This window comes from Okeania sp. KiyG1 (assembly GCF_014132355.1).
In the GTDB taxonomy this organism is placed as follows: domain Bacteria; phylum Cyanobacteriota; class Cyanobacteriia; order Cyanobacteriales; family Microcoleaceae; genus Okeania.
In genome coordinates, this window is sequence record NZ_BLZO01000082.1 from 126,750 (window position 1) to 141,092 (window position 14,343).

Genomic DNA, 14,343 nt, shown 5'->3' on the forward strand with positions numbered 1-14,343 from the left:
TACCTGTAAACTTATAAATAACCGAGGGAACAAGCTTATGTCTGTTCAAGCATTTAACGATTTTATCCAAAGCATTACCACAGCACCAAAAGGCAAATCTGCTAAAAAGTCTAATCCTGCTGTGGCGGGAATTGTTGCAGGTTATGACCGTTCCTTATCAGGAGAAGCTAAAGGAATGGCTGTGATGGATAAACTGGTTGAAGCAGCAAGAAGTCAAGGATTTGATGTAACATTTGATGATGTTAAGCAATATGTACGAGAAATGAAAGCTAAATATGAAAGCGATCCAATGTATACTTCCATGATGGATGCCTATTGTAACACTACTTGTCACTTAGGGTCTGTTGTTGGTAAGAAGTAGGTCTTAAGAAGAACCATTAATAAGAAGGATCATTAAGAGGTTTTTGATGGCCTCAAATACTTAGCTCCCCTAAAAAATAGAGTGGGGAGCAGGTATTTCTATACTACTTAATTTTTCAACAAAATGATGACAATTGCAGCTTCAAAAACCCTCTACAATTTAGTAGAAATAGATGCTCAGGATCTGGCTCGTCACTATCCCGATGGCATTAAAGATATCTGTGAACGCAAAATTGATGGTTTAATCATCGAAAACTTTCTTTCTCAAGAAGATGTTGACCAAGTGGTGAGTCAACTCAATCAAAAAGGACCATTTGAAGGGTCTCCCTTCGGAGAGATTCTGATTTACGGACCAGCATTGTATGTTTCCGAAACCAACATCGAAAAATATTGCCAAGAAGCGATTGAATATCGGGAATACTGTCGCCATATTTTTCAGGGGGGAACAGACTTCGAGACACGCTTGGAAGAAGTGTTAGGGATGATGTCTGGGGGAAGAGAAGTTACAATACCCAAAGCAGCAAATGGCTCTGATTACACCCCTAGCACCATTCGAGTCTTAGAAGAAGGACAATTTATGGGCTGGCATTTTGGCAATCAGTTTGTATACTGCACCCCTGGTTACAAACACTTAGGAAATCAAATCAACAAAGAGGCACATCTCGGTTATAATCTAACTCTAAGTGAAGCAGAAATCGGCGGGGAGTTAATCCTTTATGATTTAGAGTGGGATGAAACTGAGTGGACAGACACAGAAAACGGTGGACGCAAGAGAAATGGAACAGTGAACGGCAAATTAATTGCTGATGTCATGGAAGATTATGCACAAATGCGGGTTAAGCCCAAGGCAGGTAGTTTAATCATCTTTGATGACGGTCGCATTTTACATCGGGTTTCCACTGTCAAAGGTTCTCGTCGTCGCATCACCATTGGGGGGTTTGTGGCGTTTTCTCAAAATCGGGAACAAGTTTATTACTGGAGTTAAGCAAAGTTTGAGGAAAGCAGCTTTGTCCACTTTATTAGATATTTTACACCAAAGAGCGACAGAAAATCCTGATCGGAAGGCTTATACCTTTCTTCAGGATGATGTAACTGTATCTGGAAGTCTCAGTTACCAAGATTTACTCCAGCAGTCTCAGGCGATCGCGACACAATTACAACAGTTAGGTTCTCCTGGGGAGCGAGTATTGTTGTTATATCCTCCTGGTTTAGACTTTATAATTGGCTTTTTCGGCTGTCTGGCAGCAGGAATGATAGCTGTTCCTGGGTATCCTCCCCGTCCTAATCAATCCCTAAATCGATTAGAGTCTATTATCAAGGATGCTGAGGCGACTTTTGCCCTGACAACCACAGCTTTATGGCAACAAAAAGCTCGTTGGCAGGATCAAAATCCTGATTTTGCTCAATTAAAGTGGTTGGACACCAGCAGCATTTCCAGTGTCCCTCGAAAGGATTGGCAACCGCCTAAAATCAATCAAGATACCTTAGCCTTACTACAGTACACATCGGGATCAACAGGTAATCCCAAAGGGGTGATGGTTAGCCATGAAAATCTACTTGTTAATTGTAGGGATCTAGCTGTAGGTTGGAATCACGCTCGGGATAGTAAAATTGTCTCTTGGTTGCCTACTTTTCACGATCTGGGATTAGTGTATGGGATTTTGACTCCTTTATTAGTAGGGTGTAGTTGTTATTTGATGTCTCCCCTATCTTTCTTGTTGAAACCCTTAAACTGGTTGAAAATAATTTCTCGTTACCAGGCAACCCATAGTGCTGCGCCTAATTTTGCCTATGACTTATGTGTGCGCAAGTTTAAACCAGAACAAGGGAAGGGATTAGACCTAAAAAACTGGAAAATGGCACTAAACGGAGCGCAACCAGTAAGAGCCGAGACAATAGAGAAATTTTCCAAAACATTTGCTCCCTACGGCTTCAAAAAACAAGTCTTTTGTCCTGGTTATGGATTAGCTGAAGCCACATTAAAAGTAGCTGCGGTAAGGCAACAGGATGCACCCATATCCATAGAGATTGAATCAGCAGCATTGTCCGAAAATCGCCTAGTAATAGCCGAAAATAGGTGTTTAAAGTCACAAATCCAAGTGGGATGTGGATACAGTGAAATTGATACCCAAGTCAAAATTATCAATCCTGAGAGTTTAACCCCCTGTAACCCCACAGAAATTGGAGAAATTTGGGTTAGTGGAATGACAGTAGCCCAAGGTTACTGGAATAATCCGGTGGCCACTGGTGAAACCTTTCAAGCTTATCTTAGGGATACAGGAGAAGGACCATTTTTGAGAACAGGAGATTTAGGCTTTCTCTACAAGGGACAATTATTTGTGACTGGACGACTGAAAGACTTGATTATTATAGAAGGCCGCAATCATTATCCCCAAGATATTGAACTGACTGTGGAAAACAGCCATCCGGCATTGCGTTCGGGATGTGGTGCAGCATTTTCAGTGGAGGTAAAGGGAGAGGAACGTCTAGTGATTGTCCAAGAAGTAGAACGTAGTTATGGGCAAAATTTGGATCTAGCAACAGTAGAGCAGAAAATTAAGGAAGCAGTGGCTGTTGAACATGATTTACGAGTATATCAGATGGCTTTAATCAGACACGGAACTATAAGCAAAACCTCTAGTGGTAAAATTCAGCGTCAAAACTGTCGCCAGCAATTTCTCAATAATCAGTTAAATTTGTTTACTTCCTCTATAAAATCACCAGAGACGAAATTACAAGATGCTAACATCAGAACAGCTTAACCATTTTGCTCGAAAGGGATGGGTAGGTCCTTTAGAGATATTTTCACCGGAAAAAATTGCTGCTGTTAAAGCGTGTTTAGAAGCCAACAGCCGTTTAATTGTTGAAGCAAACGGGCAGGAAATTCTCGGTTTTTATAATAATGTATTTAATCTGGAAACCCCTAGAGATCACCATCTATTTCATCAACCAATTAGGGAATTATTTGAAGACACAGAACTGATTAAACATATTCAACAAATTGCTGGAGAGGATTTGTTATTGTGGTACACCAATATCTTTTGTAAATTGCCTGGTCAAGGAGAAATAAAATGGCATCAAGCAAAAGAATATTACACTTCTAGTGACATTGATTATCAGAAAAAAACCCTAGTTTATCAAGATGATGAAGAACCGATAAATTTAACAGTTTGGGTAGCCTTGGACGATGCAGATATAGAAAATGGCTGTATGCGGTTTGCTAATGGTTCCCATCAGAAACTATTTAAAATGTTAGCAGGTAGTCGCCCAGCGGAAGAGGGAGTTTTTGCCGGAATTAGTGCTCATAAAACAGTTTGGCAGAGGGAACAAAAATATTCCCTTGACTACGATTTTGATGAGAATGATTGGGATTTGGAAACAGTTCCGGTGGAAGCAGGAAAAGCAATTATTTTTACCGAGAAAGTGATGCACAGTTCTTTTCCTAACCGTTCACAACGTCGTCGTTTAGGAATTATTGGGCGTTATGTGCGTCCTAGCACTCAAGTTTACCCCTACCGTTGGCAAGGAGAATTCATTGATGAAAACGGACATAATATTAAACGACATTATTGTATATTGGTGTCAGGAAAAGATGATTATGGACATAATTTGGTGAGAGACTCCCATGATTTAAGCGACACGGAAGTTCAATTTCAAAACAGTTTAAATCAAGTCCGGTTTGGTCAGGTTAATATTCCAGAAGACGAGCGACAACTAGAAATTTACGGGTTAGAAAAACAGTCTATCACAGGAGATTGTGATCAAAGCAAGCCTAACCCAATCCTTCATCCTCGCAAGTATATACAGTGGGAAGCTTGGAATCAATATCGTGGCCTGAGTGCAGAAGAAGCAATGACACGATACAGTCAACTTGTAGAGACATTTAAACGCAAAAATACCTCTGTAGAATCAAATAGTCAAATTTCTGGGGATCAGAAAAAAATTACGACTTCTGACATTGAAGCTTGGTTGATTTCCTATTTAGCGGAACTCTTAGATCTAGAGGCAGAGGAAATAGACCTTGAGAGTTCTTTTCAAAGCTATGGATTATCCTCAGCAGAAGGAGTTGGGATGATTGGCGACCTGGGAGATTGGTTAGGAACTACCCTCAATCCCGCCTTAATTTATGAATATCCTAACATTGCCACATTTTCCTCTAAATTAGCTCAATAAGCTACTGTTCAATGATCGAAGCCATGAGTCAGAAACTCTCTAGAGAACCTATTGCTATCATCGGGATGGGGTGTCGCTTTCCCAAGTCTCCCGATCCTGCCACCTTTGAGCAACTTTTGGTCAATGGAGTTGATGCCATTACCGAAGTCCCAGCCAAGAGGTGGTCAGTGGCTCAATTCTACCATCAAGATCCACAAACCCCTGGTAAAATGAATACGCGGTGGGGGGGGTTTTTAGAGCAAGTGGCAGAATTCGATCCAGCATTTTTCAATATTTCCCCCAAGGAAGCACCTCGCATCGATCCTCAACAACGCTTAGTAATGGAGGTGTCTTGGGAGTCTTTGGAAGATGCAGGGGTGAACCCAAATTCCCTCAAAGGTAGTAAAACAGGGGTTTTTGTCGGCATTGGTAATTTTGATTATGGGCGATTATTATGTCGAGATTGGGAGAAAATTAATGCTTATAACGGGACGGGGTTAACCTTAAGCCTTGCAGCTAACCGTGTTTCCTATTTTCTGGATTTTCATGGGCCATCCTTAGCAGTGGAAACTGCTTGTTCTTCTTCCCTAGTAGCTGTTCATTTAGCCTGTCAAAGTTTGCAAAACAGAGAGAGCAATCTCGCTTTGGCTGGGGGAGTCAGTTTGATGATTTTACCAGATATGACGATTACTTTCTCTCAGACCAGAATGATGTCAGGGTCAGGACGGTGTAAAACCTTTGATGAGAAAGCTGACGGTTATGTGCGAGGAGAAGGCTGTGGGATGATTGTCCTCAAACGATTATCTGAAGCGGTGGAATCTGGCGATCGAATTTTAGCCGTCATCAGAGGTTCAGCAGTGAATCATGACGGATTTAGTAATGGACTAACAGCACCGAACGGTTTTGCCCAGCAATCAGTGATCAGCGAAGCCTTAAAGGGAGCGGGAATTTCTCCTCAAACAGTCAGTTATATAGAGGCACACGGGACAGGTACTCCATTAGGAGATCCTGTGGAAATAAGAGCCATTCAAGCTGTCTTGACAGAAGGACGAACACCGGAAAATAAATGCGCTGTCGGCTCAGTTAAGACCAATATCGGGCATTTAGAAAATGCTGCGGGAATTGCGGGAATTATTAAAGTGATTCTATCTCTACAAAAACGGCAGATTTTTCCCAACTTACACTTAAATAAGTTAAATCCTTACATAGAAATTGCTGATACGCCCTTTTTTATCCCTACAAAAAATCTACCTTGGAACCCCATACTTGGAAAACGGGTAGCAGGGGTGAGTAGTTTCAGCTTTGGAGGAACAAATTGTCATATTATTCTTGAAGAAGCACCAGAAAAGGCAACTTTATCAAGTTTTCCTGACCGTAACCAACACTTATTGAGCCTATCGGCAAAAAGCGAACCCGCATTACAAGTCTTAGCCCAACGTTATTATTCTTGGTTGCAAGAAAAGCCCCATCTGAGTCTAGGGGATATTTGTTTTACTGCCAATACCGGACGCTCACATTTTCCCCATCGATTGGCTCTTTGGGGCGAAAATAGTAACCAAATTCAGGAATTACTGCAAAAATTCAGTAACAAACAAGAAAGCCCGGGTTTGATTCAAGGGAAGTTTTCTCGCCGTAAACCGCCAAAGATTGTTTTTCTCTTTACTGGACAAGGTTCTCAGTACAGTGGAATGGGTAAAGAACTGTACGAAACTCAACCCAGATTTCGCCAGCTTCTGGAGCAATGTGATGAAATTTTGTTCCCTTATTTGGGTAAATCTTTAATCAAAATACTTGATTCGGCTGATTCAGAGGCAAATATCATTCATCAAACAGCTTACACTCAGCCAGCTTTGTTTGCTCTGGAATACGCCCTAGCTCAACTGTGGATTTCTTGGGGGATTAAACCAGATGCAGTTATCGGTCATAGTTTAGGGGAATATGTGGCTGCTTGTGTGGCTGGGGTGTTTAGTCTGGAAGACGGATTAAAATTGATAGCCACTAGGGCGAAGTTAATGGATAATTTACCCCAGAAGGGCAAAATGGTAGCTATTTTTGCCAAAGAAGACCAAGTAAAAGCAGTATTAGCTCAGGTAGCTTCTTCAAGAGTAGCGATCGCCACCTTAAACAGTGACGAAAATACAGTTATTTCTGGGGAAAAACAGGCAGTTGAAAAAGTAGTTGAGATTTTAGAACAAAAAGGCTTTAGAAACCGCCCCTTAAATGTTTCCCATGGCTTTCATTCCCCCTTAATTGAACCGATGTTGGAACAATGGCAAGAAAGCATCGAGGGAATTTCCTTTAAGAAGCCCCAAATCTCTCTGATTTCTAACTTAACCGGAGAATTTTTCCCCGATGACAAAATTCCCGAAGGCAATTATTGGCGACAACAAACCCGAAATCCAGTACGCTTCAAAGAGGGAATAGATACCTTATTCCAGCAAAAATACCGATTATTTGTAGAAATTGGCTCAAAACCGATTCTCTCCAAACTAGGTCAACGCAGGGGAGAAGGAACTTGGCTACCCTCTCTGGTAGAGGGACAAGAAGATTGGCAAATTTTAGCCTCCAGTTTAGGAAAGTTATACATTGAGGGAGTCGCTGTCAACTGGAAAGGTTGGGACAGCGATTATTCTCGTCATCGCTTATCGTTACCGACCTATCCCTTCCAACGTCAACCTTACTGGCTTGAAGATTCCGAAAATGTTATGTTAGAAAACCACAGCTCAAACCCGACTATAGATCAGACTGCTCTCAACAATGGCTATCAGCAACAGATAATCAAAGAATTATCGACTTTGGTAAGTGATTTCCTGAAAATTCCCATAGCTGAGGTGGACTGTACCGCGCCTTTCCTAGAAATGGGTGCTGATTCCCTCGTTTTATTGGATTTAATACAAGTGATCGAAAATAAGTACGGACTGAAAATTCAGGTTAATCAATTATTTGAAGTTTGGCCGACGATAGAAGGATTAGGAAGCCATATAGCTCAACAATTACCAACTTCACCCCCAACAGATACTCCTACCCCAGAAATTAGCGAGAAGAAACCTCTAATTCCCGATACTTCTCTTTCTCCTGTCAATCATAATACTTTAGCAGAAACGGCTCTAGAGAGAATTATCAGCCAACAATTACAAGTTATGTCTGAGCAATTAGCGTTACTCCAAGGTAAACCGCTAACAGCATCTCAGCCTTCCCCAATACCTCCGGCGCGAGATATGAACAGTTTTTCCTATGGGAAAAGAGAAGAAACGGAAAAAAAAACATCTCCTCGTAAGCTAACTCAGCCCCAAAATTTGACTGCTAAACAACAACAGCATCTTGATGATTTAATTAGCCGTTATAGTGTAAAAACACTGAAATCAAAAGCAAGAGCTGCTTCATCACGTCCTATTCTTGCAGATAGTCGAGCAGTAGCTGGATTTAGACCCTCAATCAAAGAAATGCTTTATCCTATTGTGGGAGAAAGGGCGCAAGGATCTCACTTTTGGGATATCGATGGCAACAAATATCTCGACATTACGATGGGGTTTGGGGTATTGTTATTTGGTCACAATGCTCCTATTATTACTCAAGCCGTCACTGCACAGCTAGAGAAAGGTTTACAAATTGGTCCTCAATCTAATTTAGTAGCTGAAGTTGCCCATTTAATTCAAGATTTAACCGGAGTACAAAGGGTAACATTTTGTAATTCTGGTACAGAAGCTGTGATGACAGCTCTAAGATTAGCCCGTACTGTCACTGGAAAGAGTAAAATTGCTTTATTTGCGGGTGCCTATCATGGACATTTTGATGGGGTTTTAGCCCTGGGAGTCTCAGGGACAACTGAAGCTGTACCTATGGCTGCTGGAATTGCTGAGAATGCCGTCAAAGACTTGCTGGTGTTAGATTATAATAATCCCGATAGCCTAGAGATTTTATCCCGTAACGCAGAGGAATTAGCGGGGGTTTTAGTTGAGCCGATACCAAGTCGCAACCCTAGTGTAAAACCGACAGCCTTTTTGCAAAAATTACGTGCTTTTACTGAAGCAGCCCAGATACCACTGATTTTTGATGAGGTGTTGCTAGGGTTTCGCATCCATCCAGGGGGCGCTCAAAAATGGTTTGAAATTGAAGCAGACATAGTTACCTATGGGAAAATTGTGGGAGGAGGATTACCAATTGGGGTTGTGGCTGGAAAAGGGCGTTATCTGGATGCCCTTGATGGTGGGGAGTGGAATTATGGGGATAATTCTTATCCTAGGGCCGAAAAAACTTTTTTTGCGGGAACTTTCAACAAAAATCATCTAGGAATGGCTGCGGCTCGTGGTGTTTTACAATATCTCAAAAAAGAGGGGCAAACCCTCCAACAAGAGTTAAATGAGCGTACTGCTAGATTAGCCGATACCTTAAATCATTATTTTGAAACTGAACAAATTCCCTTAGAGATTGTCTATTTTGGCTCATTGTTTCGTTTTGCTTCCAGTGCGAATATAGATTTACTATATTATCATTTATTAGAGAAAGGGGTTTATATTTGGGAAGGGCGTAATTGTTTCCTCTCTACAGCCCACAGCGATGAAGATATTGATTTCTTGATTGGAGCAATTCAAGAAAGTGTGATGGAATTGCGACAAGGAGGTTTTTTTCCCTCTGTAAAGACTGCTCAACCGATTATTTCTGAATCCAGCGTTAATTTATTAACCCCTAAAGTTATTAATACTCGCTTGCTCCCTGAGATGGAAAATCTCTGTAAACAGTATGAGTTAGAAAATTACTGTCTAGGATTTTTTGAACTGGAGAAGTTGAGTTTTGCCTATGTTATCGCTGCTTTTGCTAAATTAGGGGTTAAATTTCGCCCAGGAGAGCAATTTACCCATGAGGCGATCGCTCAAAACTTAGGGATAATTCCTCAACATTATTCCCTATTAAAGCGTTTGCTACAAATTATGGTAGAGGAAGATATCTTAAGGCTTACTCCCCATCATTGGGAAGTTATTAACTCACCAGAATCAATGAACCCTCAAAGGTTAGCAGAGACAATTTTGGCGCAATATCCCTCTTTAAAAGCAGAATTGACTCTACTGAATCGTTGCGCTTCAGCCTTAGCAGAGGTATTACAAGGAAAAATTAATCCCCTTCAGTTAATTTTTCCCCAAGGAGACTTTACCTTAGCAACAGAATTATATCAAACCTCAACGGTGGCGCGTTTCTTAAATACTCTAGTACAGAAAACCGTTTCCCTTGCCTTAGAATCGGTTTCTGAGGGTGAAATCGTGAAAATTTTAGAGATTGGTGCAGGTACAGGGGGGACAAGCGCTTATGTTTTACCCGAGCTACCCCCAGAATTAGTTAAATATTATTTTACCGATCTCTCTCCCCTGTTTCTGAATCGGGCAAAACAGAAGTTTCAAGACTATCCTTTTGTAGAATATGACAGTTTAAACATTGAACAAGCTCCCGCTGTCCAGAAACTGGGAAAAGCACAATATCACATTATTATTGCAGCTAATGTTGTCCATAGTACCGCTAATCTCCATCAGACCTTACAAAACATTCAGCAGCTATTAATTCCAGGGGAAATGGTAATTTTAATGGAAGGTACATCTCCCCAACGCTGGTTAGATTTAATTTTTGGTTTAACGGAAGGATGGTGGAAATTTTCCGATCTGGAATTGCGTCCTGCTTATCCTCTCTTATCAGTGGAAAAATGGCAAAACATTCTACAAGAAACGGGTTTTACCGATATAGTTGCCTTGCCAGGAGAAAATAACCCAATAATTAATCAACAAGCTGTTATTATCGCCCGTTATCCCCATAAAATTCCCTTAACTCAAGCTCAAAAACAACTTTGGACACTAGCTCAACTTCAAGAGGAGGGATCAATTGCTTACAATGAATCTCTACGGTTGGAATTTAAAGGAAAGTTAGATATTTCTGCTCTAAATCAAGCTATTCAGATAGTTATTAATCGCCATGAAGCTTTACGCATTTTAATTGACGATCGCGGAGAAAAGCAGGAAATTTTGCCAAGATGGGAAATGGATATCCCTTATTTGGATTTTACTGACACAGAGCAAGAGGAGATCGCTGCTTGGTTGGATAAAACCGTCTGTGAACCTTTTCAAATCAGCAATTCTCCCCTATTACGGGTACAAATTGTCAAAATCGCCTCAGAAGTTCATTGGTTAGTTTTAACCATCCATCATATTATTTCTGATGGATGGTCAGTTGATGTGATTGTCAATGAGTTGGCAAGGTTTTATAATGCTCAAACCCAAGGAATTGAGCTTAAATTGGGGAAACCAAGACAATTTAGCCATTATGTAAAGATTATGGGCGAAATTAACCCTAAGCTCGAACAAGATGAGGTTTATTGGTTAAAGCAATTTAGCGATACAATTCCCGAGTTAGATTTACCTACTGATTTTCCTCGCCCTAAGATCCAAACCTATCGAGGTCAACAGCAAGATTGTCTAATTGAGGCTAAAATCAAGGATAAACTGGAAAAATTAAGTAATCAGCAAGGTTGTACTTTATTTATGACTTTGTTGGCAGTTTTTACCCTACTTTTACGTCATTTATCTCAAGAAAATGATATTACGATCGGGATTTCTGCTGCTGGACAACTGGCTTGGGGGTGGAAAAATCTGGTAGGCTATTGTGTTAATGTCTTGCCTGTGCGTTTTCGTAGCCAAAAAGAGACATTTTCTGAATATCTAAAAACTGTTAAGCAAGAGTTATTAAATTCTTACGAACATCAAAGTTATCCCTGTTCCCAATTACTCCAAAAATTGAACCTAAAACGAGATCCTAGTCGGCCACCGTTAATTCATGTTCAATTTAATTTAGATAAATTTGGAGAAGGATTAAATTTTGCCAATATTGAAGTTAACCCAGTCCTAAATTTCTCTGGAGCAGCCCGACGAGATTTAACTTGGAATTTAGCTGAAACTAAGGGTGAGTTGAGGTTGACTGCCACTTATAATGCTGATTTATTTAAATCAAAAACGATTGATAATTGGATAGCTAAATTTACTACTATTCTGCCAATTGTGGTACAACAACCAGACATTTCTTTAGATGATATATCCCAACATTTTAAGGAACTGGAGCAGCAAACACAACAGAAAAAAGCAGAAAAATTCCAAGCAATTGCGCAACAAAAGTTAAAACGAGTCCAACGAAAAACATTGAAGCAGGATGAGGTAAATTAATATTAAGAAAGCAGGTTATGTAGTAGCTATAGTAGTTAGTTTTATAGAAATTATCAATTATGAAAAATATTTTGAATTTGCTGAAATCTTATCAAACCAATACCATCCCTCATACTCAGGTAACTTTGTACGATCATTTAGTGGGAACAGGAAATTTATTAGAAACTTGGAAATGCCACAAAAATCTTTGTTTGGCTGGATATTTTCATTCTTTTTATGGTACGGATGGAACTGGAAAAAAGCATGTTTTGAACTTTTCGCAAAGGGATGAGTTACAGAAAGCAATTGGCGAAGAAGCAGAAGAAATTGTTTATTTATACTGCATTTCACAACGAAGAAAGTATTTTCAAAAGCGTGTTGTTCCCGATGATAAAATTCCTATTATTAATCGTTTTACCAATGAAAAAATAATGATTAATTATCCTCAATGGCTAAATCTAATTATCTTGGATATGGCTAATTTACTCGAAGAATTTGATAGGTTGCATTGGCTTTGGAGGAAAATAGGACTTTATCTATATGTTTACCAATTTGGTTATCGTAAAGTTCTCAAGCATATACCAGAGCAAGTAAAAACAGAAGTTCAAAAAAAAATTATATCTAAGTAATAACTAAATAGTGTTATAAGCAGTAGTTATTATTAACGATGAATTTACCTAACAATCCAGCGATTGACAAAAACAAAAATGAACCAAAAAACAATTACAAAATTAGAACCGAAAAAAAAACCACTTGTCAAACGTAAACCTGTTAAAATTAACCAGGATAGCCTAATTGAAACCTCTCATTTTCTGCCCTCAAAGCAATCTCTTCCTCTAGTGGTGAAACCAAGGGTAGAAGGCTTAAATTTAGTCAGTTGGGTAGAAAAAAATAGAGAATTTATTGAGAAGAATTTAGATCAATATGGAGCCATTTTATGGCGTAATTTTGGACTCCAAGACATAGCAAAATTTGAGCAATTAATTCAGGGAATCTGGGGAGACTTATTAGATTATACCTATCGTTCCACTCCACGATCGCAAGTTAGGGGGAAAATTCACACCTCAACAGAATATCCGGCCCATCAAACTATTCCCCTGCATAATGAAATGGCCTACAGTCGCAACTGGCCACTAAAAATCGCTTTTTTTTGCCGAAAAGCAGCCTCAAAAGGTGGTGCTACGCCAATAGCAGACAGTCGCCTGGTTTTAAAACGACTCGATCCTCAAATTGTTTCACGATTTGAGGAAAAAAAGATTATGTATGTGCGAAACTATGGGGATGGTTTAGATTTAAGCTGGCAAAATGTCTTCCAGACAAACCAGAAATCAGTTGTGGAAAATTACTGTCGTCAGCAGGGAATTGATTGGGAATGGAAAGAAGGTGATCGCTTAAAAACTCGTCAAGTCTGTCAAGCGATCGCTATTCATCCCCAAACTAGGGACAAAATTTGGTTTAATCAGGCGCATTTATTCCATATATCCAGCTTAGAACCAAAAGTCCGAGACTTGTTCTTGAGTGAGTATCAGTCCGAAGAATTACCCCGTAATGCTTATTACGGTGATGGAACTGCTATTGACTCCTCGACCGTCGCTGAAATTCGTCACTGTTATCAACAAGAAATGACTATTTTTCCTTGGCAATCAGGGGATATTCTCATGTTAGATAATATGTTAACTTGTCATGGACGAATGCCTTATGTTGGGCAACGACAAGTCGTTGTGGGAATGGGACAACTTTACTCTAACTAAACTCTTATTAAATCTTTGAGGACGTATCAACGATTATGACTACACAAGTAACTAAAAACAAATGGATTACCGTAGCTGCTGATTCAATAAATCAATATCCTGATGGAATTAATCAGATTTATCAAGAAGAATTAGAAGGGATTGTTATTAAACAAGTCTTCTCCTTAGAAGAAATGCTCAATGTTCAACAGCAATTGGAGATGCAAAAGTTAGCAACTCATGAGGTTCGCTATGGACAAACGTTAGGTCAAGTTATCATCGAAATTGGCAAAGATCGCTCAGAGTATTTACAAAACGCTCAACGCTTTAGAGAAGGGCTGACAACCATCTTTAAAATTGACTTTGAAACTAAACTTGAGAACATTTTTAGTCAGATGTCAGGAGGTCGGAACATTGAATTACCAAAAGAAAATGGACAAGCATATAGTCCAGCTACGATTCGCTTTGCACAACCGAAAAAAGGGGGACTTCCTGCCCATACTGGCAATGAATTTCTACATGATTCAGCTTACGATTACCTAAAAAGTATCGGTAAAGTAGTTAATGGACTGAGTTATTTTATTGTGATTAGTAAGCCAGAAGAAGGGGGAGAATTAGTGCTTTTTTATCTCCCTCCAGAGCATATGAGTAAGCAGGAAACCGATCCCGAAAAGATCAGACTAGCTAAGCAACACCTCGATTCGTGTCCCCAAAGAAAAATTGTTCCAGAAACAGGTGATATGATTATTTTTAAAGGGGGTAACATTATGCACAAAGTTGCTGAGATTTCCGGCAACAAAACCCGCATTACCATTGGCGGATTTTTAGCCCTCTCTCAAGATGACCAAAAAATTTATTATTGGAGTTAAAAGTAGGTAGGTTTTGAATTTGATAAATGTAATTCTCGGCTATTATGATTTATTGCT

8 protein-coding genes are annotated in these 14,343 nt (G+C 39.8%); all 8 read left to right on the top strand.

The features are described from left to right. Positions 1 to 37: 37 nt before the first annotated feature. The 8 genes from SAGCYANO_RS17865 to SAGCYANO_RS17900 all read left to right on the top strand — a co-directional run bounded on the left by SAGCYANO_RS17865 (position 38) and on the right by SAGCYANO_RS17900 (position 14,286). Entirely contained in the window at positions 38 to 361 is a 324-nt protein-coding gene (locus SAGCYANO_RS17865; RefSeq protein ID WP_202220511.1) for a hypothetical protein, read from the top strand. Between the two features lie 123 nt (positions 362 to 484). Next, on the top strand, positions 485 to 1,345 hold the full coding sequence (locus SAGCYANO_RS17870; protein WP_202221307.1) for a 2OG-Fe(II) oxygenase: 861 nt from the start codon (positions 485 to 487) through the stop codon (positions 1,343 to 1,345). A gap of 22 nt (positions 1,346 to 1,367) precedes the next feature. Beyond that, positions 1,368 to 3,122 (top strand): fatty acyl-AMP ligase, encoded by a 1,755-nt coding sequence (locus SAGCYANO_RS17875; RefSeq protein ID WP_237396284.1) that lies wholly within the window; start codon positions 1,368 to 1,370, stop codon positions 3,120 to 3,122. Further along, positions 3,100 to 4,533: an acyl-CoA-binding protein gene (locus tag SAGCYANO_RS17880; RefSeq protein ID WP_202220510.1), complete on the top strand. Its 1,434-nt coding sequence runs from the start codon at positions 3,100 to 3,102 to the stop codon at positions 4,531 to 4,533. The genes SAGCYANO_RS17875 and SAGCYANO_RS17880 overlap by 23 nt, the downstream gene beginning before the upstream one ends. 11 nt (positions 4,534 to 4,544) lie before the next feature. Then, entirely contained in the window at positions 4,545 to 11,708 is a 7,164-nt protein-coding gene (locus SAGCYANO_RS17885; protein WP_237396285.1) for a type I polyketide synthase, read from the top strand. 59 nt (positions 11,709 to 11,767) lie between these two features. Next, positions 11,768 to 12,316 (top strand): DUF6817 domain-containing protein, encoded by a 549-nt coding sequence (locus SAGCYANO_RS17890; RefSeq protein ID WP_202220507.1) that lies wholly within the window; start codon positions 11,768 to 11,770, stop codon positions 12,314 to 12,316. A 78-nt stretch (positions 12,317 to 12,394) separates the two neighbouring features. Next, entirely contained in the window at positions 12,395 to 13,438 is a 1,044-nt protein-coding gene (locus tag SAGCYANO_RS17895) for a TauD/TfdA family dioxygenase (protein ID WP_202220506.1), read from the top strand. Between the two features lie 35 nt (positions 13,439 to 13,473). Next, a complete protein-coding gene (locus SAGCYANO_RS17900; RefSeq protein ID WP_202221310.1) occupies positions 13,474 to 14,286 on the top strand; it encodes a hypothetical protein in 813 nt (270 codons plus the stop codon). Positions 14,287 to 14,343 lie beyond the last annotated feature (57 nt).

What these genes read in the sequence shown, in the direction of transcription:
- SAGCYANO_RS17865 (WP_202220511.1), top strand. Translation starts at nt 38, where the DNA reads ATGTCTGTTCAAGCATTTAACGATTTTATCCAAAGCATTACCACAGCA.
- SAGCYANO_RS17870 (WP_202221307.1), top strand. Translation starts at nt 485, where the DNA reads ATGATGACAATTGCAGCTTCAAAAACCCTCTACAATTTAGTAGAAATA.
- SAGCYANO_RS17880 (WP_202220510.1), top strand. Translation starts at nt 3,100, where the DNA reads ATGCTAACATCAGAACAGCTTAACCATTTTGCTCGAAAGGGATGGGTA.
- SAGCYANO_RS17885 (WP_237396285.1), top strand. Translation starts at nt 4,545, where the DNA reads ATGATCGAAGCCATGAGTCAGAAACTCTCTAGAGAACCTATTGCTATC.
- SAGCYANO_RS17890 (WP_202220507.1), top strand. Translation starts at nt 11,768, where the DNA reads ATGAAAAATATTTTGAATTTGCTGAAATCTTATCAAACCAATACCATC.
- SAGCYANO_RS17895 (WP_202220506.1), top strand. Translation starts at nt 12,395, where the DNA reads ATGAACCAAAAAACAATTACAAAATTAGAACCGAAAAAAAAACCACTT.
- SAGCYANO_RS17900 (WP_202221310.1), top strand. Translation starts at nt 13,474, where the DNA reads ATGACTACACAAGTAACTAAAAACAAATGGATTACCGTAGCTGCTGAT.